Source organism: Corallococcus exiguus, from assembly GCF_009909105.1.
Lineage (GTDB): Bacteria > Myxococcota > Myxococcia > Myxococcales > Myxococcaceae > Corallococcus > Corallococcus exiguus.
In genome coordinates, this window is record NZ_JAAAPK010000003.1 from 144,042 (window position 1) to 167,324 (window position 23,283).

The following is a 23,283-nucleotide window of genomic DNA, read 5'->3' on the forward strand; positions in this document are numbered from 1 at the left end:
CTGCCCGTCCGGCCGGCCCCCTGGCAGTCCACTCTCCAACCCGCCAGTGACTCAACCCCAGCGGCTGACCAGACGTTCCCGGTCCAGGAACCGGATGCTGGCCGCCAGCAGGATGAAGTCCAGCACCAGCACCACCGCGCCCTGGATGGCGTAATACCCCGGGCCCGCCTTGAGCACGCCGGCCACCTGGCCTCCCACCAGCCCCACCAGCGGCAGCACCACCAGCGCGGCCAGCTGCTGCGCCATGCGCGCCTCGCTCACCCGGGCGGAGATGAGCACCGCGACGCCGTTGCCAAAGAAGGCGAACAGCGGCGCGAGCACGAACACGCCAAAGCCCCACAACGCATTGGGCATCAGCGGCGCGCCCACCAGCGGCCACGCCACCCAGTCCACGCCCACGCAGAACAGCGCGAAGGCGACCCAGGTCAGCACCACCGCGGGAACCAGCGCGGCCAGGCACTTGCCCGCCACCAGCTCCGCCGCGGACACGGGCGACGCGAGCAGCGGCTCCAGCGTGCGGCGCTCCTTCTCCCCCGCCACGCTCTGGGACGCGATGAGGATGGGGATGAAGACGGGCATCACCAGGAACATGCCGAACCAGTCGGTGAGCGACTTGTCGACGAGGAAGCGCGCCGCGCTCGCACCCAGGGGCAGCGTGGGGTCGTAGAAGAGCGCCACCGTGCGCAGGTCCGAGTGGTCCGGCTGCCGCACGTACGTCCACACCACGCCGATGGGCACCGTCACCATCACCAGCGGCAGCACCGCCATGGACACGAGCAGGCCCACGTTCTTGCGCAGGTCCAGCCAGTCCTTCCAGAACACCGCCAACGCGCGTCGCGGCCGGAAGGCCATGCTCACGTCCCCTCTTCCCGCAGCAGGTCCAGGTACACCTCTTCCAACGGCCGCTGCGCGGGCACCACGCTGTGCACGCGAGCCCCCGCACGCACCAGGCACGCCACCACGTCCGGCGCCTGGGCTTCATCCGCCAGCATCACCCGCAGGCGGCCGCCCTCCACCAGCACGTTGGGCCGGAAGGGCAGCGCCGCCAGCGCGGTGACGAAGCCCTGCGCGTCGCCCTCCACGCGCACGTCCAGCGACTGGCCCGCGCGGCGCATCTCACGCACCGGGCCCAGCGCCAGCAGGCGGCGGCGCACCACGGCCACGCGCTCGCACAGCCGCTCCACCTCCGCCAGGTTGTGCGAGCACAGCACGATGGTGCGCCCCTCGGAGGCCAGCTCCGCCACCGCGTCGCGCACGGTGCGCGCGGACTCCGGGTCCAGGCCGCTGGTGGGCTCATCCAGGAAGATGACGCGCGGGTCGTGCACCAGCGTGCGCACGATGGCCAGCTTCTGGCGCATGCCCTTGCTGAAGCCGCCGCACGGGTCGTCCTCGCGGCCGCCCAGCCCGAAGCGATCCAGGTAGTGCTTCGCCCGGGGCCACGCGACGGACTCGTCCAGCTCATGCAGCTTCATGAAGAAGCGCAGGTTCTCCCGGGCGGTGAGCCGGTCGTAGAGCCCGGGCTGTTCGGTGAGCAGGCCCACCACCTTGCGCAGCGACTCGCCGTCGCGCGTGACGGAGTGGCCCCACACCTCCGCGTCGCCGCTGGAGGGCCTGAGCAGCCCCGTCAGCATGCGCACCGTCGTCGTCTTGCCCGCGCCGTTGGGGCCCAGCAGGCCGAACACCTCGCCGGGCCGCACGTCGAAGGTGAGGTCCTCCACGGCGGTGCGCTCGCCGAAGCGCTTCGCCAGACCGCGGACGCGCAGGCCTCCCTTCGCGGGGGCCTCCGCGAGCGGGGGCGGGACGAGGATGCTCACTCGATGGTCACCAGGACGAACTTGTTGTTGATGTCGCGGTCGACGAGGGTGACGGTCTTGTCGGAGCCCACCGCGGTGCGCAGCAGGTTCACGCGGTTGTGCTCCACCAGCGCCCACTCGCGGCCGGGCCGCGCCGCGTACTGGCGCATGCGCGTGTTGGCGTCGTTGGCGCGGAACTGCTCCACCGTGTTGCGCGAGTAGAACGTCTCACCGCGCCAGTTCATCATGTACGCGGCGATGGGCTCGCCCGCCTTGCGCTGGTCGTAGTAGCGCCAGAACAGGTCGCGCTGCGTCCAGTGGTGGGACAGGTCCACCCAGTGGCCCCAGTTGAACCAGAGCGCGAACGCCGCGGCCAGGCCCCAGAAGGTGCTGAACAGCAGCACGCGCGAGCGCTGCAGCGCGGCCACCGCCGCCAGCACGCCGGCCACGCCGAACGCGAAGCCCATGCCCACCTTCACGTTGATGGTGCCGGACAGGGCCTTGAACAGCGCGTCCGACGCGGGCGGGCCCTTGAAGCCGCGCACCGCCAGCGCCACGCCCACCAGCGCCAGGCCGAAGCCCACCGCCTGGAGCACCGTGCGCCCCGGCGCCTCCTCCGGCCGTGACGCCTGCCAGATGAGGAAGCCCGCGAGCGCCACCAGCGCCACGCCCCACAGCCCCATCGCGGACACCTGCCCCTGCGTGGCCACCGCCGCCAGCGTGGCCCCGCCGGTGAGCAGCAGGCCCAGCGCCACCGCGCGCGCCGCGGCCGGACGCTCCAGCTTCGCCTTGGAGGAGAACGCGTCGAAGGCCAGGTACACGCCGAAGGCCAGCAGCACCAGCGTCACCAGATCGCCCATCCACAGCGGGCGCGAGGAGAAGAACGCGATGGGCTTGGTGACCAGGTCCTGCGGATAGGGCCGGTCGTAGTTGTAGACAAACAGGTCGGTGAAGTCCTTGGGGTTCTCCGCCAGGTCCTTGCCCACCAGGATGAAGAGGATCAGGCCGAAGATGAGGCTCACGGCGTGCTCGGAGACGCCGTCCTTCCACAGCCGGTCCACGAACAGCGAGATGAGGATGGCCAGGCCTGGCAGCACCGGGAACACGTAGTGGTGGAACTTCGTCGCGCTGGAGGCCAGCAGGTAGAACGCGAACGCCACCCACAGCACGGCGATGAGCGCCAGGTGGTCCGCCTTGTCCCGCGAGCGCAGTTTGAGGCGCGACACGACGGCGAACGCGCCGGGCAGCAGCGCCACCCACGGGAAGATGGCGAAGCCGCCCTGTTCGATGAAGTAGGTGAACGACCCGCCCGGCGTGGTGGTGTGCACGCCCGCGGTGAGGCGGTTCAGGTGGTCGTGGATGAAGAAGCGGTACCAGAACAGCTTGCCCTCGTCGTCCACGCCGTCGAAGAGCACGAGCGTCAGGTACCAGGGCACCGCCACCGCCGCGAACACGAGGATGCCCGTGCCCAGCTTCATCCGGTACATCTGCGCCCACAGCACGGGCATGGTCCGCGTGCCCGCGCGCACCTGGGCGCGGACCTCGCCGCTGGTGAGCCAGCGCAGGTGCGCCTCCAGGCTCTCGCGGGTCCACGGGATGACGCCAGCGGCCGCGTACAGCACCAGGATGACCGCGGGCAGGCCCACGCCCAGCAGGCCCTTGGCCAGCGTGGCCAGGCCCGCGAAGACGTAGAACGCGTACCACCAGCCAGCGCGGTGCTTCGTGGTGTCATCCAGCTGCCCGATGATGGCGCAGGCCATGGCGCACACGAAGGTCGTGACGAAGGGCGTGTCGGTGACCGTCTGCCGGGTGAGCAGGAAGTACAGCGGCATGGTAGCCAGCACGAAGCCCGTGGCCAGACCCGCGCGCATGTTCACGGTGCGCGCCACCGCCAGCGACAGGAGCGCCACGGCGGTGATGCTCAGGAGTGCGAAGGGCATGCGCATGCCCCACTCCGTGTAGAGGCCCATGGCGCCGTCGCCCCGGAGCGCGCCGACGATGTTCATCCCCAGCGCCTGCATCCACATGGTGAGCGGCGGCTTGGAGAAGAACCACGCGTTCTCCCAGAAGGGATAGACGTAGTCGGCGCGCTGGATCATCTGCCGGCCCACTTCGCCGTAGTGCGTCTCCCAGGGGTCCCACAGGCCGACCGCGCCCAGGTAGGGCACGAAGAGCAGCGCCGCGAAGCCCGCGGTCGCCAGGACCACGCGCGCGCTGAAGGACAGGGCCAGCCACCGCCGCCCCCATGAAGACGTCAGGGTGTCATCACCGAGGATGGCCTGGGTGAAGGTGGAATCCCCCTGCGAGTTCTTTTCGACGTCGCTTGCCACGCGCGCGTGCTCCTTCGTCGTCCGGGACGGGCCACCGTGAACCCCATGGGGCCGGGGGGCTTATATCCCCGCCACCCCCGCCGGTCGACCGACCTGGAAGGGGGTGCGTCGTTCTCGCGCCAGCGCACGCGCTTCCGCGTGCACAGGGGCTGTGCAGGCGCCTGCACAGCCGCACGGGCAAGTCCGCGAAAGGCCGTGCTCCGGCCAGGGGCACGGGCCTTGTAAGGGCCCCCCATCACCAAGCCTGACCGCGTGGCCGGAACGCGAAGGGCCGCTCAACTTCGACGAGGAGCAGTGATGCTGGTTTCAGCGGTGACCCTGGGATGCGCCCTCCTGCTGGGGCAGGTGGAGGCGCCGGAAGCACCGGAGGCTCCGCAAGCTCCGGTCGGAACGCCAGTGGAAGCAGCGCCGGCCGCGACGCCGGAGCCTCCCGCGGAGCCGGAGCCGTGGGACTTCCAGATGGCCGTCCCGAACGCATCGTCTCCCCAGCAGCCCTACGACGGGCAGGTGCGGTGCCTCGCCCTGCCGCCCACGCCCGACGTTCCTTCTGGAGCATGGCGCGCCCACTGCGACGACGTGAAGAAGGAGTGCCTGGTGTCGCCCGCCTATGAGCTGGACTCGGAGGGCCACGAGAAGGACCAGCCCCTGCAGCGGGTGGACTGGTGCGTGCCGAACCTGATGCCCACGGAGACGGTGCGCCAGTACCGCCTGGTGCCCGCCATCGCGGAGGCGCCGCCGGGCTGGTACCGCGACGAGCGCGGGCGGGTGCTCCAGTACAACTTCGACCTGCACCGGCGCGTCTACGTGGGCGGGGCCTGGGCGCCGCGCTGGATGCGCGAGACGGACCGCCTGGAGGAACGCGTGCGGGTGGACTTCGGCGTGGACCTGGAGTGGCCGGGGGACTCGGACCGGCTGCACCGGATGACGCTGCTGGAGACGGAGCTGTACCTGGGGGACGCGCCCTCCTACGAGGCCACGCTCCTGCGCTACGACTTCCGCAGCCAGAATGACGCGCCGCTCTTCCGGGTGACCACCTTCTACGGCCGCCCCCGGCGCTTCGACATCTACGCCAACCTGGGCTTCTGGATGGAGGTGCTCCACGGCGAACAGGTGCGCCGCGAGAACGTGCACGCGGACTTCCTCACCGTGGCCGCGACAGACGTGACGCTGGACCTGTGGCACTCGAGCGACCTCGTGTCCTACGTGCGCCTGCGGGCCGGTCCCGCCCTGGAGCGCGACCGGACGAACGGCTTCTTCACGCTCGTTCCCGCGGCGGCGCTGGAGGGGGACCTCACCCTGGACCGGGACGGCTTCCACCACGTGCGCTTCGGCGCCGAGGCCCAGAAGGTGCTCCTCGCACAAGCCGTGGAGGGCCGGCCCCTGCGTCCGGAGCGACTGCGGCTGCGCGCGAGCTATGAGGTCATCGCCCTGGCCATCAACGACCAGCCCGTGAGCGTGACGCTGGATGGACGCGGGACGTGGCGCGACGACCTGGCGAACGCGCCAGCGGGCTGGGAGTGGTCCGCGCAGGCAGGCCTGCGCTTCTCGATGTGGGCCCCGGCCAGAAGGTCCGCGCCCACGTCCTCTCCTGGAAAGGGCTAGGTCCGGGATGGTGGCGCTCGCGCTGGCATTGCTCCTGGGCACCACGCCCGGCCTGTCCTGTCAGGGCCAGACGGCGGCCGGGGAGACGTTCCCCACCTGCTTCGACCCCGGCACCGGCTGGGTACTGGGCACCGCGCTGCGCGTGCAGGACGACGCGGAGGCCATCGCCGTGCGCACGGGGTTGCTCGTCCGCACGGTGCGCTCGAGCGACAGCAAGGCGGACTCGCTGTGGATCAATTCGCACCGGCTGCTCATGACGGAGGCGTGGAGCGGCGAGCAGAAGGGGCTGACCTTCACCGCGTACGACGGCCTGCTGCGCAGGCACGTGGAGGAAGGCTCCCTGCTCGTCACCATCGGCCGGCCCCGGCACATCCCCTTCCCGTTCGACGTGGCCCTCGCCCTGCGCGCGGCGCACCTGGAGCGGCGCGTCTGGGAGGGCCCGGGCTGGACGCTGGAGACGGGACGCGTGGGACTGCTGCTGGATCCGCTCCGCACGAACACGGAGTGGGGCTGGCTGGCCGTGGGCCCCGCCGCGAGCCATGCGCTGCGACATTCACCGGAGGGCACGCGCAACGAAGTGTCCCCCTTCACGTCCCTGCTGCTCGACGCGGGATGGGAGACGCGGGATGGCAGGTGGGCCCTGCGCGCGACGGGGCTCGCCGGCTGGAGCTTCGACTTCGACGGCGGCTCCCACTTCCGGGCGCGGGGAGAGGTCGTGCTGGAGCACGTGCTCCTCGCGGTCAACGACGCGCCGGTGTTCGCGCGGCTCACGGCCACGGGCGTGCGGAACGACGCGGGCCTCTACCGGCGCGACGAGGGGATGCTGGGCGCGGGGCTCGCGGTGCGCCCGTTCGGCGAGCGCTGAACTTCCGCGTCACCGCCTCTGGGGAGCCGGCCCCGGTGCCTCGACCGCCGCCTTCAAGGCCCCCTCGGCCGCGCGCAGGCGTGCATCCCGAGGGTCCACGCGGCGGGCCTCTTCCAGGCGCAGCAGGGCCTCTGCCGTATCCCCCTGCGCCAGCGCGCAGCGCACGCCCGCCTCCAGCGCGCCCGTGTCGGAAGGGCCGTACACCCGGGCCTCCGCCGCCGAGTGACAGCCCGCCTCCACCTGCCCGGACTCGAAATACGCGCGGGCCAACTCCACGCGCGTGTCCACCTGGGTCGGCGCCAGCCGTACCGCCGACGCCAGGGGCTCCACCGCATCCGCCGGCAGTCCCCACCGCCGCAGCGCATGCCCCAGCTCCCGCAGCGGCCCCGCCACGCCCGGCACCAGCAACGCCCGGGCCCTGGCGACCCGCAGGCTCGCGGGTTCCTCGAAGCGCACGTCCGCCGTCATCCGCTCCGCCACCCGCGCGTATGCCGGATAGGCCTGTGGCCAGGTGAAGACGAGCCGGTACACCCACTCTCCGCGGGGCACGAACCACGCCACCAGGTGCGTTCGTCCCCCCACCCCATCCAGCTCCGCGCGGATCCTCTGCGCGGGTCGGCCGCCCAGCGACGCGGGCTCGACCACGCCCGCGGACACCGTGTGCCCCTCCGGTCCCGCCCGCCCCGGCACCAGCGACGCATCCAGGAAGTGCTGGGCCTGCGCCGAGCCATCCCCGGGCTCACCCGCCTCGATGACTTCCGCCGTGAGCGTGGCCCGCCCCAGGCCCTTCAGGCCATTGGAGAAGGCCCTCCGCTCCTGGCCGTCCTCCTCGCGGCGCCAGCCGTCCGGCAGCAACACCGACACCCCGAAGCCATCGTCGTGCTCCACCCGCCACCGCGACCGCTCCGTCACCACCACTGCCGCGCCCAGCCCCGCGAGCCCCACCAGCGCCATCGCCCGGAAGCCTCCCGGCCCCCACGTCCGCGAGCGCAGGAGGACGCCCACGAGCAGCCCCGCCATCAGCCCGCCCATGTGCCCCGCGTTGTCCACGCCCACGCTCGTCCAGCCGAGCCACAGGAAGACGAGCACCGTGGGCAGCGCGTTCTCCCCGGAGAACCACCCCATGCGAGCCCCCTTGGCCCCGGTCCGAGCGCGCCGCCCCAGCACCAGCAGCGCCCCCACGCACCCGAACACCCATCCGGAAGCGCCCACGCTCACCGTCGGAGACCACCAGAGCGAGCCCGCCATCGTCGCCAGCCCGGACACGACGAGCAGCGCCACGTAGTCCCACCACCGGCACGAGCGCTCCACCGCCGTGCCCACCCCCGCGAACACCAGCAGGTTGAGGCCCAGGTGCAGGGCGTCCCGGTGCAGGAGGTTGGCCGTCAAAAGCCGCCAGCCCTGCCCCGCGTCCGTCACCAGGGGGCCGGACTTGGCCCCCCAGTGGATCAACGCATCCACTCCGGGTGGGCCTCCGGACGCCACCATGGTGTACAGAATGGCCTGCGCCGCGATCAGCGCTATCGTGAGCCCCGGTATCCTGCCCTCCCCACCCTTTCCGGCCAATCGACCGATGGACAACAGTGCCTCCCTGCCCCTGGGATGGGCGAAAAACCCTGTTGTTCTCGGGGGATACATGGCTTGTCTCGGCAAAGGGCATTCTGCTATAGCTGTACTCGGACCGGACCCGTGCTGAAGCTCATCATCGAAGACGACGAGGGGCGCAAGACCGTTGTTCCCTTCGTGCGCGACGAAATCACCATTGGACGTCAGGAGGGGAACACCATCCGCCTGACCGAGCGGAACGTGTCACGTCGACACGCCCGACTCGTGCGCCTCAATGGGCACGTCGTGCTCGAAGACCTGGGGAGCTACAACGGCACCCGGATCAACGGAGAACGCGTCGCAGGCCAGCTCCCTCTCAAGGAGGGCGACCTCATCCAGATCGGCGACTACGATCTGGCCTTGCAGGTCGAGGGCGCGGCCAACGCTGCCGCCCCCACTGGCGCCATCACCGCCAAGGTGCCCGCCTCCCGCCGGCCAGAGCCGGAGCCCGAGGAGGAGGACGACGACGAGGTCGCCGGAGGACCCCGTCCCCGCGACACCATGGTGGATGGTGAGGACGAGGCGGAGGAGGACTCCGAGGACGAGCACGAGCACACGCCCGTGTCCGCGGATGCGCGCCGCAACGCCACGTCCATCATCCGCATGGACCAGATGGAGGCGGACCGGCCCCGGCGCGTGGAGCGCGTGCCCGAGGACGAGCAGCCCCGGCTGATGGTGCTCGCCCCCGCCGAGTTCAAGGGTCAGGAGTACGACTGCAACCGCACGGAGCTGCGGATCGGTCGCACGTCGGAGAACGACGTGGCCCTGGACCACCGCTCGCTGTCCCGCACGCACGCGAAGGTCGTGCGCGAGGAGACCGGCGAGTGGCGCGTCATCGACATGCAGTCGGCCAACGGGATGACGGTCAACGGCGAGAGCTACGCGCAGGCGACGCTCTCCCACGGTGACATCATCGAGATGGGCCACGTGAAGCTGCGCTTCGTGGGGCCCGGCTCGCTGGAAGACGACATCGCCGCGCAGGGCCGCTCCGGCTCCAAGAAGATGTGGGTCGCCGCGGTCATCGCGTTCCTGTCCATTGGCGCGGGCGCGGCGATCTTCGTGGTGAAGGGCCAGGACCTGCTGCCCAAGCCGCCGGACGACACGCCTCCCGTGGTCGTCGCGGATCCGCAGCCCATCCCGGAGCCGCCACCGCAGGCGAAGCCCCCGGACACGAAGCCCCCGGAGACCGTGGCCGCGAACCCGCCCGCGACGCCGGACACGAAGGCCCCGGACGTGCCGAAGACTCCGGAGTCGGTGAAGCCGCCACCGGAACCTCCGGCACAGAAGGTGACGGAAGAGGACTTCGCCACCGCGCTCAAGAGAGCCGACTTCGAGGTCGCGGCCGCCATCCTGAAGAGCCTGGGAGAAACCGCCCGAGGCCCGCAGGCCCTCAAGGCGCAGACAGCGCGTGAGAACCTGCTGGCCATGGAGACCGCGGCCGACAAGAACCTCAAGGCCGCGCAGGATGCCCTGGACGCCAGCAAGTTCAAGGAGGCGGCCGCCAGCTTCGCCAAGGTCCCTGCGGAGACGGTCTTCGCCTCACGCTACGAGGGCGTGAAGCAGCGGCTCGAGGCCCAGGCGCCGCCGCCGCAGGACACCGAAGCCGCCAGCGCTTCATCCAAGAAGCCTCCGCAACTGACGTCCGCCTACATGCAGAAGCAGAACATGAAGTCGGCGGACCTCCGTGGCGAGAAGCTTGGCGAGATCCAGGACGCTGTCCGCGTCATGACCCGGGAGAACCCCAACGAAGCCCTGGCGATCGCCCAGGACTGCGCGTCGCTCGCGCCCAAGGTTCCCGAGTGCCACCTCATGCTGGGCGTGGTGCAAGCCACGCTCAAGGACTACAAAGCGAGTGAGCAGGCTTACAAGGAATTCCTCTTGCTCACGTCCGACGGCTATCCCAAGCGCGACCTGGTGATCAAAGCCCTGAGCAAGGTCCAAGCCGCTTCCCAGGCTCAATAACCCCCCGCCGCCAACAATGGCGAGTAGCCCCCCCCGCAGCAATTCCCTCAACCCTGCAGCGAGGAGACGCTGTGCAGATTCGCATCCTGGTAGTTGATGACGAGCAGGACAACTGCGACTACCTCAAGCTCGTGCTGACCCGTGAAGGCTACGAGGTCGTCACCACCACGGACCCCACGCAGACGGTGGACATCCTCCGTGGCTCGGACTTCCACCTCGTCATCCTCGACATGATGATGCCGCAGATGTCCGGCACCGAAGTACTGGAGCTGATCCGCAAGTACGACACGGACATCGCGGTCATCGTCGCCACGGCGTACCCCACCGTGGACACGGCCGTCGCGTCGCTCAAGGCGCAGGCGTCCGACTACGTGAAGAAGCCCATGGAGCCGGAGCAGTTCACGGCCGCCGTGCGCAACGCGTTGCAGAAGAAGGGCCTGTCCCAGGACCCGGAAGCGGACCTGCACCGCGCCATCGGCCGCACCATCCGCGACGCGCGCAAGACGCAAGAGCTCACGCTCAAGCAGCTGGCCCGCCGCACCGGCCTGTCCGTGTCCCTGCTGTCCCAGATTGAACGCGCGGAGTCCTCCGCGTCCATCTCGTCGCTCTACAAGATCGCCTCCGCGCTGCAGCTGCGCATGGGCGAGCTGTTCGGCGACACCTAGCGGCCGGTGAAACGGGGCGCGCGCTTCTCCAAGAAGGCCGCGCGCCCCTCCTTCGCGTCCTCGCTGCCAAACGCCTCGCCGCGCACCTGACGCAGGTGCGCGACGTCCTCCGGGGACAGCCCGGAGCGCGCCAGCAGCCCGAACGCCTCCTTCATCCCCGACACCGCCTTCGGCGCCCCCGTGGCCAGCGTCGCGCACAGCGCCAGCGCGCGCGCTTCCGCGTCCTCGGGGCACTCATCCAACAGGCCCCACGCGAGCGCCTCCGCCGCCGGCAGCCGGCGCGCGGTGAGGAACAGCTGCTTGGCGCGTGAAAGCCCCACCAGCCGCACCGCCCGCGCCAGCCCCTCCGGCGAGTACACGATGCCCAGCCGGGCCGGAGGCATGAGGAAGAACGCGTCGGAAGCGCCCACGCGGAAGTCGCAGGAGGCCGCCAGGTCGAAGCCCGCGCCCACCGCGCCGCCCTGCACCAGCGCCACCGACGGCGACGGGTGCCGCTCCAGCTTCAGCAGGCACGCCACCAGCGGGTCATCCGGTAGCCGCCCGTCCGCGCCCGGCGGCCCCAGGTGCGTCAAGTCGTAGCCCGCGCAGAAGTGCCCGCCCTGGCCGCGCACCAGCAGCGCGCGCACGTGGGCGGCCGGATCCAGCGCCGCGTCCAGCCGGGCCAGCAACGCGTCATTCAGCGCGTTGCGCCGCGACGGGTTGGAGACGGTGAGCACCCGGACACCGCCCTCGCGATCCTCCACCTCCAGCGTGGGCTCCATCGAAGCCCGTGGCTACTCGAGCACCACGAGGACGTCACCCTCGTTGACCGCTTGCGCTTCCTTGCAGCGGATCTCCTTCACCGTGCCGCCCTCTTCGGCCTCCACGGGCATCTCCATCTTCATGGACTCGAGGATGACGAGCGTGGTGCCGGCATCCACCTTGTCGCCCACCTTCACTTCGATCTTCCACACCGTGCCCGTGATGTGCGCCGCAACGTCCGCCATGAACCGTCCCTCCTCGGGTGGGAATACTTAAGGCTTCGCGTGATGATCCAGGAAGTGCGTGTCCAGCTCACCGGCGCTGAAGGCAGGGTCCTTCAGGATGCGAAGGTGGAGCGGGATGTTCGTCTTGATGCCTTCGATGCGGAAGGACTCCAGGGCCTTCACCGCGCGGGCAATGGCCTCGTCGCGCGTGGCACCGGTGATGATGAGCTTGGCGATCATCGGGTCGTAGTTCGGCGTCACCACGTCCCCTTCCGCGTAGCCGGCGTCCAGGCGCACGCCCTCGCCCGTGGGCGGCTGGAACACCTTCAGCGGGCCAGGGGACGGGAAGTACTTCACCGGATCCTCCGCGTAGATGCGGAACTCCAGCGCCGCCCCTTTGCGCTTCACGTCCTCCTGCTTCACCGTCAGCTTCTCACCCGCGGCGATGCGCAGCTGCCAGCCGATGAGGTCCAGGCCGGTGGTCAGCTCCGTCACCGGGTGCTCCACCTGGAGCCGGGCGTTCATCTCGATGAAGTACACCTGACCGTCGGAGTACAGGAACTCCACCGTGCCCGCGTTGGCGTAGCCGAACGCCTTCGCCGCCTTCACGGCCGCCGTGAAGAGCGTGTCCGCCAGCGCCGCGTTCCGTCCGTTGGCGAACAGCACCGACGGGGCCTCCTCCACCACCTTCTGGTGCCGGCGCTGGATGGAGCACTCGCGCTCCAGGCCGTGGATGAGGTGGCCGTGGGTGTCGCCCAGAATCTGGACCTCGATGTGGCGGGGCGCCGGGAAGTAGCGCTCCAGGTACACGCCCTCGCGGCCGAAGGCGGCCTTCGCGCGGTCCGTGCACTGGCGGTAGACCTTCTCCAGCTCCGCGGGGTTGTTCGCCGCCGCCATGCCGATGCCGCCACCGCCGCTCGCGGCCTTGCACAGCACCGGGTAGCCAATGCGCTCCGCGGCCTCCAGGGCGCTCTGCACGTCCGGCAGCACGCCGTCGCTGCCCGGAACCACCGGCACGCCCGCGGCGGACACCAGCTTGCGCGCCTGGCTCTTGTCCTTCATCCGCGCCATGGCCTCCGGCGGCGGGCCCACGAAGGTCAGCCCCGCGTCCGCGCACGCCTGGGCGAAGTCGCCGTTCTCCGACAGGAAGCCGTAGCCCGGGTGCACCGCCTGGGCGCCCGTCTTCTTCGCGGCCTCCAGGATGGCGGGGATGCTCAGGTAGCTGTCCTTCGCGGGCGCGGGGCCGATGCGCACGGCCTCGTCCGCCTCCCTCACGAAGGGCAGGTTCACGTCCGCGTCCGAGTGCACCGCCACCGTCTTCACGCCCATGCCCCGGGCCACCGCCCCGATGCGACGCGCGATTTCACCCCGGTTGGCGATGAGCAGCTTCTGGAACATGGCAGGCACCCTGGCGTTGCGAAGGGCGGCCAAACTAACCCCCACCCCCTTGACTGACAAGCGTCCGGGCAGTCGCGCAACAGGTCCGTACAGTCCCGTAAATTTGCGGGCTTGCGAGCCCCTGGCGTACCTTGCCCGACGTGAATCCTCCCTCAACAGGAACGCACAGCGTCGTGGACCTGCATGGTGCCCGCCGCGCCCGCCGTCTGGACTTGTACCGGAACCGGCTCAACCAGCGGCAGCAGGACACCCGCTCCAATCTGGTGACGCTCTACGAGGGCGGCACCCTCTTCACGCCCGACGGCACGCAGCAGGGCCGCTCCCTGCTCAAGGCCCTGCAGCTGCTGCAGCGCGCCGGCACCCGCCTGGAGGAGCTCTCCGGCGACGGCCTGCTGCCCGCCCCCAGCGCGTCGGAGCGCATCGACGCGCTCTACGACGAGGTGGACGGACTGTTCACCAAATGCGACCGCCTCACCGGCAGGGGCACGGCGAGCGTCGCCCGCCTCCCCCGCGGTTAGCGTCTCCGCTGCCTGACTACGGCAGCTCCGTCTGGCCCTGGCGGCGCAGGAACGTGGGGATGTCGAACTGATCCTCGTCCAGGGGCAGCGCCGCGTCCTTCACCACGGCCGTGCGCGCGCTCTGCATGGACGACTTGGGCGTCTCCACGGTGGACATGGTCGGACGCGGATTGCCCTTCGCGGGCACCAGGCTGGCCACCTCCTCACGCGAGGAGGACAGCACGGACGGCTGCGTGGAGGGACGGCCCACCAGCGGCACCTGCACCACCTGCGCCATGGGGCGCGCCTTCGCGTCCCGATGCACGAAGCCCGTGGCGATGATGGTGATCTTCACCTCGTCCTGGATCTGCTCGTCGATGAGCGACCCGAAGATGATCTCCGCCTCGCCGTCCGCCGCGTCGTGCACCAGCGTCAGCGCCTCGTTGACCTCCTGCAGGGTCATGTCGCGGCCGCCGGTGATGTTGATGAGCAGGCCCGTGGCGCCGTCGATGGAGACGTCCTCCAGCAGCGGGCTGGAGATGGCCTGCTGCATGGCGGTGACGGCGCGGCGGTCGCCACAGGCGTTGCCCGTGCCCATGAGCGCCAGGCCCTTGTCGCTCATGATGGTCTTCACGTCCGCGAAGTCCACGTTGATGTAGCCGTGGTACTGGATGAGGTCGCTGATGCCCTGCACGGCGTTGAGCAGGACCTCGTCGGCGCGCTTGAAGGTCTCCAGCAGCGGCATGGGCTCGTTGGAGAGCGACAGCAGGCGCTGGTTGGGGATGGTGATGAGCGTGTCCACCGCGGCCTTGAGCTCCACGATGCCCTGCTCGGCCTGCTTGCGGCGCTTGTTGCCTTCGAAGAGGAAGGGCTTGGTGACGACGCCCACCGTGAGGCAGCCCAGGCTCTTGGCGATGTCCGCGATGATGGGCGCGGCGCCCGTGCCGGTGCCACCGCCCATGCCCGCGGTGACGAAGACCATGTCGGCGCCTTCCAGCACCGCGGCGATCTGATCGCGCGACTCCAGGGCGGCCTCGCGGCCCATCTCCGGGTTGGCGCCGGCGCCCAGGCCCTTGGTGAGCGCCTGGCCCAGCTGCAGCCGGGTGGGCGCCTTGCTCGCGGCGAGCGCCTGGACATCGGTGTTGGCGGCGATGAAGTCCACGCGGTCCAACTTCGACAGAATCATCGTGTTGACCGCGTTGCAGCCCGCCCCGCCCGCGCCCACGACACGAATCTTCGCGGCCTGCTTGTTCTGCTCGAACTGGTCCATGTCGTCCTCGTGGCGGAAGCACCGCGGCGCCGTCCGCGGAAACACCCACCCTCGACAATCATCAGGAAGTCGGGCGCTTTGGCAAGTATTCCGCTACCAGCCTGTAGCGCCCTGCTGCGCGACCGAGTCCTGACGCCCACTTACGCGAATGGCATCAGCGGCCATGCGGACATCGCGCGGATGTAAACACCCTCTTGACTCGCGTTCGCTGACTCGCCGTGACCAGTTGTACGCGCCCTCCGCGCACGCGTGACGTGACAGGACGGGGCTCGGATGACGAAAAGGCCCGGCTCCCTCGGGGGGAACCGGGCCTTCCGTGTTTCATTCCGTGTCGCGGGTGCTACGGGGCGGGCTTCTCCACTTCCACCTTGCCCATCCGCGTGATGTTGAACTCCACGCGGCGGTTGTTCTCACGGCCCGCGGCCGTCTTGTTGGTGTCCACGGGCTTCGTTTCGCCGAAGCCCTCGGACTCCAGGCGCTCGCCCGCGATGCCCTCGTTCATGAGGAACGTCTTCACGCTGGCGGCGCGGCGCTTGGACAGGTCCAGGTTGGCGGCGTCGTTGCCCTGGCTGTCGGTGTGTCCCTCGACGCGCAGCAGCTCCACCTGCGGGTTGGCGCGCAGCACGGCGGCCACCTGCTTCAGGATGGGGAACGAGCGCGGCAGGATGACGTCCTTGTTCGTGGCGAAGTAGACCTTCTCCAGGATGAGGATGCGCTCGCCCTCGACGAGCACCTTGACCTTGCCCTTGTCCGGGCAGCCGTCCTCGTCATCCACGCCGTTGATGGTCTCCGGCTCGTTGGGGCACTTGTCCGCGACGTCGGGGATGCCGTCCTTGTCGTTGTCCGGATCCGGGCAGCCGTCCTCGTCCTGGAAGCCGTCCTTGTCCTCGGGCGCGTTGGGGCACTTGTCGTCCGGGTCCATGATGCCGTCGCCGTCGCTGTCCACCGGCGCGGGCGGAGGCGGCACGGGCTTCGTGTCCGGGCAGCCGTCCTCGTCCTCGAAGCCGTTCACCGTCTCCGGCTCGTTGGGGCACTGGTCGGCCGTGTCCAGGATGCCGTCGCCGTCGTTGTCCGGGTCCGCGCAGCCGTCCTGGTCCTGGAAGCCGTCGAAGTCCTCGGGGCCTTCCGGGCACACCGGCCGGGGCTCCGCGGCGCGCTCCGGGGCGCTGTAGGCCACGGACGCGAGCACGCGGAAGGTCGGCGTGCCGTAGCCGTGCGTGAGGCCCGGGCCCGCGCCCACCTGCGCGGACAGGCCGGTGGGCGCGCGGTACTTCAGGGCCGCGAGCAGCTCCAGGGGACGCTCCTCTTCGTTCTGCTGCTTGAAGCCCATCGCGCCCACCAGCGACGCCTGGGCGGCCAGCGGCAGGTCACCCAGCGGAACCTCCGCGCCCACCCCGTACGCCAGCGCGCTGCCGACGTTCAGGTTGCGCAGCTGCTCCGACTTGCGGAGGTCCACGCCCACGTTGGCGAGGATGCGGAAGCGCTTGCCGTACTCCGCCACCACGCGCGGGTTGACGGACACGCCGGACCCGCCGAGGAAGTCCGACGCACCACCCGTAGGCAGCGAGATGGGCAGCACCACGGACACGCCGTAGTCGTCACCGTCCAGCAGCCGCGCCTTCGGGATGAGGCGCAGGTCGCCGATGCCGCCCCCGCCCACCCCGTTGGCGAAGGAGGAATCCACGGCCGGCGAGTTCTCCGAGCCCTGGATGGTGATGGGCAGCACGACGCCGATTTCGAACCGGTCGAAGAGGCCGACGGCGCCCATCAAGTCGAAGCCCACCTGGCTCTTCACCAGGGAGGTGACGTACGTGTCCGAGCGGGGGTCGAAGAAGTTGAGCGGCTTGTCGGCGTAGTTGACCGACAGCCCCACGTTCCACCCCAGGTGCCGCTGCACCTTCGCGCCGTGCACCGCGAGCACGTCCGCGATGCCCGGGCCCGGCTTGTACTGCTGCACGTCGATGGCCTGCGACACGGCGGTGGCCTGCGCGTGGGCGGAAGTGCCCGCGAACAAAGCCATGACGAACACCGCCAACGCCCCACCCGCGCGCGCCAGGAAGTCCCCGGCGCGGCGGAAGCGGCGGCCCACCAGGGGCAGCGCCAGCAGCATCAGCGCGAAGGGCGCCAGCGAACCGGAGCCGCCCGTGTTGCAGCCGTGGCCCACCACCAGGAAGTCATCGTTGGCGTCGAGCGGATCAGAGCCGCCGTTCACTTCCGTGCCGTCGTCGATGCCGCCCTGGTCGGTGTCCTTCATGTTCGGATCCGTCTCCGTGGCGTCACGGCGACCGTCCTGGTTGCGGTCCTCCTCGCCGTCCTTCAGGCCGTCGCCGTCCGTGTCCGGGTTCTTCGGGTCCGTCTTCGTCGACGGATCCGCGTCCGGCTTGAAGTTCGGGGACGACGTGTCGGTGCCCGGCGGAGCGGTCTCCAGCGTGACGCCCATCTCCGTGCCGTCGTTGAGGCCGTCGTTGTCGCTGTCCGGGTCGAGCGCGTCGATGAGGCCGTCACCGTCCGTGTCGGTAATCCCGTCGATGCCGTCCGGCACGCCGTCGTCGTCGGAGTCGGCGTCGAACGGATCCATCCCGAGCTCCAGCTCCGTGGCGTTGTCCACGCCGTCGCCATCCGCGTCCTGGTCGTCTGCCGGGTTGAGCGGGTCGGACTCCTGCACGTCCACGCGGCCGTTGTGGTTGCGGTCCTCGACGCCGTCGAGCACGCCGCCCTTGTCGGTGTCGGGGTCGAGCGGGTTGGTCTTGGTGTCGGGGTCCTGATCCGCGACGAACTTCGTCGGGTCGGTGTCCGCGCCCTGGGGCTGGGTGAGGCCCAGCTCCAGGCCGTCCGTCAGGCCGTCGCCATCCGTGTCGCTCTTGTTCGGATCCGTCTCGGTCGGGTCCACCTTGCCGTCGTGGTTGGCGTCCTCGTTGCCGTCAGTGAGGCCGTCGTCATCCGAGTCGTCGTCCAGGGGGTTGGTCTTCGTCGACGGGTCCTTGTCCGCCACGAACTTGGACGGGTCGGTGTCGTCGCCCTGGGGCTCGGTCAGGCCCAGCTCCACGCCGTCGGTCAGGCCGTCGCCGTCGGTGTCCGGGTTGTTCGGGTCGGTCTCGTCGGCGTCGACGATGCCGTCGTGGTCCTTGTCCTCGTTGCCGTCGAGGATGCCGTCGTCATCCGAGTCGCTGTCGAGCGGATCCGTGCCGCCCACCTTGACCTCGATGCCGTCGGGGATGCCGTCGCCGTCGGTGTCCGGGTTGTTCGGGTCGGTGCCCGCGAGGATCTCCTCGGCGTCCGTCAGGCCGTCGTTGTCCGAGTCCACCGTCCCCGCCTGGTTGACGGTGAAGGTGGTGGTCGCGGTGGTGCTGTTCGTGCCCGCGCCGTTCGTGGACACCGCCGTGACAGTGTACGTGCCGTCCGCCAGCGGGCCGGGCAGCGCCTGGCTCCAGTTGCCGGAGGCGTTCACCGTGATGGGACCGTAGCTGGTGCCCTGGAACGTCACCGTCACGGACGTGGCGTTCGCGGACGTGCCCGACACCGTCACGTTGGGGACCACCACCGTGGCGCCGTTGGCCGGGACGGTGATGGCCACCGTCGGGGCGGCCGTGTTCACCGTGAAGGTGGAGGTCGCGGTCGTGCTGGTGTTGCCCGCCGCGTCCACCGCCACCGCCGTCACCGTGTAGGTGCCGTTGGCCAGCGGGCCGGGCAGCGCCTGGCTCCAGTTGCCGGAAGCATCCACTGCGATGGGGCCGTAGTCCGTGCCCTGGAACGTCACGGTCACGCTCGTCGCGCCGCCCGTGGTCGTACCGGTGACCGTCACGTTGGCGCCCACCGTGGAGCCGTTGGCCGGCGTGGTGATGGCCACCGTCGGCGCGGTCTGGTCCACCGTGAAGGTGACGGAGTCGGGCGCGCTCTCGTTGCCGGCCGCGTCCGTGGCCACCGCGGTCACGGTGTACGTGCCGTCCGCCAGCGGGCCGGGCAGCGCGTAGCTCCAGTTACCGGAAGCGTCGACCGCGATGGGGCCGTAGTCATTGCCCTCGAAGGTGATCGTCACGAAGGTAGCGCCCACGGAGGTACCGGTGACGGTCACCGTGTTGGAGGCCACCGTCGTGCCATCCACCGGCGCGGTGATTTCGACTTCCGGATCCGTCAGGTCCACCGTGAAGGTGATGTCGTCCGGCGTGCTGGTGTTGCCCGCCGCGTCCGTGGACACCGCGGTCACGGTGATGGGGCCTTCCGGCAGGGTCACCGGCAGCGGGTAGCTCCAGTTGCCCGAGCCATCCACGGGGATGGGGCCGTAGTTCGTGCCGTTGTAGGTCAGCGTCACGGACGTCGCGCCCGTGGACGTGCCCGTCACCGTCACGTTGGGGGTGTTGACCGTCGAGCCGTCCACCGGGGTGCTGATGGCGACGGTCGGCGGGGTCAGGTCCACCGTGAAGGTGGAGGTCGCGGTCGCGCTGTTGGTGCCCGCGCCGTTCGTGGACACCGCGGTCACGGTGTACGAGCCCTCGGCCAGGGGGCCGGGCAGCGCGTAGGACCAGTTGCCGGAAGCGTCCACCGTGACGGGGCCGTAGCTGGCGCCTTCGAAGGTGAGCGTCACGGAGGTCGCGTTGGTCGTCGTACCGGTGACCGTCACCGTGGCGGTGTTCACCGAGGTGCCGTTGCCCGGCGTGCTGATGGCGACCGTGGGGACGGTCAGGTCCACCGTGAAGGTGGAGGTCGCGGTCGTGCTGGTGTTACCCGCCGCATCCGTGGACACCGCGGTCACGGTGTTCGGGCCTTCCGGCAGGGTCACGGGCAGCGCGTAGGACCAGTTGCCGGACGCATCCACGGGGATGGGGCCGTAGTTGGTGCCACCGTAGGTCAGCGTCACGGAGGTCGCGCCCGTGGACGTACCGGTCACCGTCACCGTGTTGGTGCCGATGATGGCGCCGTCGGCCGGCGAGCTGATGGCCACCGTCGGCGCGGTCAGGTCCACCGTGAAGGTGGAGCTGTCCGGCGTGCTGGTGTTGCCCGCCGCGTCCGTGGCCGTCGCGGTCACGGTGTACGTGTCCTCGGCAAGGGGGCCGGGCAGCGCGAAGCTCCAGTTGCCGGAGGCGTCCACGCTGATGGGGCCGTAGCTGGCACCGTCGAAGGTGAGCGTCACGAACGCCGCGTCCGTGGACGTGCCCGTCACCGTCACGTTGGGGGTGTTGAGGACGGCGCCATCGATCGGCGTGCTGATGGCCACCACCGGAGGCGTCTGGTCCACCGTGAAGGTGGTGGTCGCCGTCGAGCTGTTCGTGCCCTGGGCGTTCGTGGACACGGCAGTCACGGTGTACGTGCCGTCCGCCAGCGGGCCGGGCAGCGCCTGGCTCCAGTTACCGCCGGTCACCGTGATGGGACCGTAGTTCGTGCCCTGGAAGGTGACCGTCACCGTGGTCGCGTTCGCGGCCGTACCGGTCACCGTCACGTTCGGGTTTGTCACCGTCGAGCCATTGGCCGGCGCGGTGATGGCCACCGTCGGCGCCGCAGCCGATACCGTGAAGGTGGAGGAGGCCTGGGTGCTGTTGGTCGTGCCGTTCGTGGAGACCGCGGTCACGGTGTACGTACCGTTGGCCAGCGGGCCCGGCACCGTGGACGTCCAGTTACCACCCGTCACCGTGACGGGGCCGTAGCTCTGCCCATCCAGCGTAAACGTGACGGACGTCGCGTTCGCCGCCGTGCCGGACACCACCACATTGGTGGGGTTCGTCACCGTCGAGCCGTTGGCCGGCGCGGTGATGGCCACCGTCGGACCCGCCACCGTGAAGGTGGAGGTCGCCGTGGCGCTGTTGGTCGTGCCGTTCGTGGACACCGCCGACACCGTCTGTGAGCCATTGGCCAGCGGGCCCGGCACCGTGGACGTCCAGTTGCCGCCCGTCACCGTGACGGGGCCGTAGCTCTGCCCGCCCAGCGTGAACGTGACGGACGTCGCGTTCGCCGCCGTGCCAGACACCACCACGTTGGTCGGGTTCGTCACCGTCGAACCATTGGCCGGCGCGGTGATGGCCACCGTCGGACCGGCCACCGTGAAGGTGCTGGTCGCGGCCGTGCTGTTCGTGGTGCCGTTGGTGGACACCGCCGACACCGTCTGCGAGCCATTGGCCAGCGGGCCGGGCACCGTGTACGTCCAGTTGCCGCCCGTCACCGTGACGGGGCCATAGCTCTGCCCACCCAGCGTAAACGTGACGGACGTCGCGTTCGCCGCCGTGCCAGACACCACCACGTTGGTGGGGTTCGTCACCGTCGAGCCGTTGGCCGGCGTGGTGATGGCCACCGTCGGACCGGCCACCGTGAAGGTGCTGGTCGCGGCCGTGCTGTTGGTCGTGCCGTTCGTGGACACCGCCGACACCGTCTGTGAGCCATTGGCCAGCGGGCCGGGCACCGTGTACGTCCAGTTACCGCCCGTCACCGTGACGGGGCCGTAGCTCTGCCCGCCCAGCGTGAACGTGACGGACGTCGCGTTCGCCGCCGTGCCGGACACCACCACGTTGGTGGGGTTCGTCACCGTCGAGCCGTTGGCCGGCGTGGTGATGGCCACCGTCGGCGTCGCCGCAGCGGTGATGGTGAAGGTGTTGGTATTGCTCGGGGCGCTCTCGACGCCAGCGGTCACCGTGACCGCGTAGACGGTGTGCGCGGCCACGCTCAGGGGCACCGCCGGCGTGAAGGTGAAGTTGCCCAACGCGTCGGACGTCACCGTAATGGGCTGGGGCTGGCCGTCGATGTAGATGCGGACGGTTTGATTCGGGCTCGGCGTCGTGCCCGTGATGGGGGGCGTGGTGTTCGACGTGGACGAACCATTGGCCGGGGTGAGGACGGTGGGAGCCGGGCCCTGGGTGATGACACCCGGGTTGCCCGGCACCGAGCCGTAGGACGCACCATCCGGAGCAGTGGTCGTGGGCTGGGTGCCCGCCGCGCCTCCCGCGACCGACGCGGGGCAGGAATAGCCGCTGGCCTGCATATGGATGTTGCCGCCGCCACCGCCACCACCCGTGCCGTGCGGCGAAGCCACGAAGGTGCTGTTGCCGCCGTTGCCGCCCTTCGCGGACAGCGCGCCCGTACCGGTGCAGGCCAGGGCGCCCGTGAACCGCAGGGAGATGGTACCGCCCGCACCACCGCCACCCGCCGCGTCGTTCTGAGAGTCCAAGGCCGCGACGCCGTCCGCAGTGATGCTGCCCGCTCCCCCGAGCGCCGCGCCGCGCACGAAGACGATGCCGCCCGCGTTTCCGCCGCCGGTTCCCGCTTCGTCATTGCCGTGACCCGAGCCACCACCGCCGCCGAACAGGACGCGGGTCGCCGGGCTGAACAGCATCTGACCACCGGGGAGGCCGCCCACCGGACGCGCCGGAGCGGTGTCACCGGTCCACGTCCGACCGCCGATACCACCCGCGCCGCCGTTGCCACCGCCACCACCACCGGAGTTATGGCAGATGCCGCCACCACCCGCGTTGAGGATGTTTCCGCGGCCCGAGATCGGCGCGGTCTGCAAGAACACCGTGGGCGGCTTGTAGCGGGCGGGCACGAGCCCTTCACCCTTCATGGCGCCGCCATTGGGTTGCGACAGGTCGTAGGAGGTCGCGGGGCAGTTGTCTCCGCTGCTGTTGAAGTACTCCGCGCCGCGGAAGCCCGCTCCCGTGGCGGAGATGGTGCCGTTGTTCGTCACCGTCCCCGTCGCGAAGAAGATGGCGACGCCACCCACTGTGTCGTTGATATCAGCGCTGGACCATGGCCGGGCGACGATGCTCGCGCCCGCGTTGATGGTCACGGTCGTGTACTCCGGCACCCGGATGGCCTGCGCCGAGGTGCGGGTGGCCGTCGGGTTCGTGCCGCCCGAGAACGCCGCCGTGAGCGGCGTGCCGGTGAAGGTCAGCCGCGTGCCCGTCAGCGCCGTCACACGCACGAACTGCCAGTTGCCCACCGCGTTCGCGGTGAAATCGAACGGGCCCGCCGCACCGGAAGTGACCGTGCCCGAGAAGCCGGAGGACTGGTAGAGCATCACCAGGTCGCCCTCGGAGAAGCCCGTCGTGTCCGTGACGGTCACGAACGTCTGGCCTACTGGCGCGATCGCCGTCAGTCGCGCGTACGTGTTGACGACCGTGTTGGCCGCGTTGACCGTTAGCGCGCCATCCGAGCCGTCGCCCAGACCGAAGGGGTCGGGTTCAGCGAACGCGGGTGGCGCCATCAGCACGGCACACAGCAGGGCCAACAGGCCCGCGGCCGAGCGGCGAAGTCCCGTGAGGGGCGTCAGCAACCGCGAAGTCTTTTGTGGAGTCATAAGGTCAGAGGCTCACCAGGAACGGAGAAATCCGTTCCGGGAGCCACGGGCTC

The 23,283-nt window shown here is 70.2% G+C and carries 14 protein-coding genes; 5 read left to right on the forward strand and 9 right to left on the reverse strand.

Translation table 11 applies throughout. The features are described from left to right. Window positions 1–51: 51 nt before the first annotated feature. From GTZ93_RS12100 to GTZ93_RS12110, 3 genes are read right to left on the reverse strand one after another with little or no spacing between them, the layout of a single operon-like run. A complete protein-coding gene (locus GTZ93_RS12100; RefSeq protein ID WP_120579436.1) occupies window positions 52–852 on the reverse strand; it encodes an ABC transporter permease subunit in 801 nt (266 codons plus the stop codon). Between the two features lie 2 nt (window positions 853–854). Then, window positions 855–1,814, reverse strand: a complete 960-nt coding sequence (locus GTZ93_RS12105) for an ABC transporter ATP-binding protein (protein ID WP_126934216.1) — start codon at window positions 1,812–1,814, stop codon at window positions 855–857. Then, window positions 1,811–4,123, reverse strand: a complete 2,313-nt coding sequence (locus GTZ93_RS12110) for an ArnT family glycosyltransferase (protein WP_139921524.1) — start codon at window positions 4,121–4,123, stop codon at window positions 1,811–1,813. Before GTZ93_RS12110 ends, GTZ93_RS12105 begins: the two co-directional genes overlap by 4 nt. Before the next feature lie 297 nt (window positions 4,124–4,420). Here GTZ93_RS12110 and GTZ93_RS12115 point away from each other — a divergent pair, with 297 nt between their 5' ends. Then, the gene (locus GTZ93_RS12115) at window positions 4,421–5,725 is read left to right on the forward strand and encodes a hypothetical protein (protein WP_139921523.1); all 1,305 of its coding nucleotides are present in this window, start codon (window positions 4,421–4,423) and stop codon (window positions 5,723–5,725) included. Window positions 5,726–5,732: 7 nt separating this feature from the next. Next, the gene (locus GTZ93_RS12120) at window positions 5,733–6,590 is read left to right on the forward strand and encodes a hypothetical protein (protein WP_139921521.1); all 858 of its coding nucleotides are present in this window, start codon (window positions 5,733–5,735) and stop codon (window positions 6,588–6,590) included. A 9-nt stretch (window positions 6,591–6,599) separates the two neighbouring features. On the opposite strand, the gene GTZ93_RS12125 is transcribed toward GTZ93_RS12120, so the two are convergent. Further along, window positions 6,600–8,051, reverse strand: a complete 1,452-nt coding sequence (locus tag GTZ93_RS12125; RefSeq protein ID WP_315967322.1) for a rhomboid family intramembrane serine protease — start codon at window positions 8,049–8,051, stop codon at window positions 6,600–6,602. A 228-nt stretch (window positions 8,052–8,279) separates the two neighbouring features. On the opposite strand from GTZ93_RS12125, the gene GTZ93_RS12130 reads away from it, so the two are divergent. Both GTZ93_RS12130 and GTZ93_RS12135 read left to right on the forward strand, forming a co-directional pair. Continuing rightward, complete coding sequence (locus GTZ93_RS12130) at window positions 8,280–10,157, forward strand: FHA domain-containing protein (protein WP_139915220.1); 1,878 nt, start codon at window positions 8,280–8,282, stop codon at window positions 10,155–10,157. A 71-nt stretch (window positions 10,158–10,228) separates the two neighbouring features. Beyond that, the gene (locus tag GTZ93_RS12135; RefSeq protein ID WP_014398871.1) at window positions 10,229–10,822 is read left to right on the forward strand and encodes a response regulator; all 594 of its coding nucleotides are present in this window, start codon (window positions 10,229–10,231) and stop codon (window positions 10,820–10,822) included. Here the strand turns inward: GTZ93_RS12135 and GTZ93_RS12140 are convergent. From GTZ93_RS12140 to GTZ93_RS12150, 3 genes are read right to left on the reverse strand one after another with little or no spacing between them, the layout of a single operon-like run. Beyond that, on the reverse strand, window positions 10,819–11,583 hold the full coding sequence (locus tag GTZ93_RS12140; RefSeq protein WP_139915221.1) for an enoyl-CoA hydratase/isomerase family protein: 765 nt from the start codon (window positions 11,581–11,583) through the stop codon (window positions 10,819–10,821). The two genes, GTZ93_RS12135 and GTZ93_RS12140, sit on opposite strands and share 4 nt — an antisense overlap. Window positions 11,584–11,595: 12 nt before the next feature. Further along, window positions 11,596–11,808, reverse strand: coding sequence for a biotin/lipoyl-binding carrier protein (locus GTZ93_RS42725; RefSeq protein WP_014398873.1), 213 nt, complete (start codon window positions 11,806–11,808; stop codon window positions 11,596–11,598). 27 nt (window positions 11,809–11,835) lie between these two features. Continuing rightward, entirely contained in the window at window positions 11,836–13,185 is a 1,350-nt protein-coding gene (locus GTZ93_RS12150) for an acetyl-CoA carboxylase biotin carboxylase subunit (protein WP_139915222.1), read from the reverse strand. A 173-nt stretch (window positions 13,186–13,358) separates the two neighbouring features. On the opposite strand from GTZ93_RS12150, the gene GTZ93_RS12155 reads away from it, so the two are divergent. Continuing rightward, window positions 13,359–13,703, forward strand: a complete 345-nt coding sequence (locus GTZ93_RS12155) for a hypothetical protein (protein WP_233601545.1) — start codon at window positions 13,359–13,361, stop codon at window positions 13,701–13,703. A 16-nt stretch (window positions 13,704–13,719) separates the two neighbouring features. Here the strand turns inward: GTZ93_RS12155 and ftsZ are convergent, their stop codons facing one another. Next, complete coding sequence (ftsZ, locus tag GTZ93_RS12160) at window positions 13,720–14,952, reverse strand: cell division protein FtsZ (protein ID WP_120580454.1); 1,233 nt, start codon at window positions 14,950–14,952, stop codon at window positions 13,720–13,722. A 340-nt stretch (window positions 14,953–15,292) separates the two neighbouring features. Beyond that, window positions 15,293–23,206 carry an adventurous gliding motility protein AgmC gene (agmC, locus tag GTZ93_RS12165; protein ID WP_306464173.1) on the reverse strand — a complete coding sequence of 2,638 codons (7,914 nt, stop codon included), beginning with the start codon at window positions 23,204–23,206 and terminating at the stop codon, window positions 15,293–15,295. Window positions 23,207–23,283: the final 77 nt, after the last annotated feature.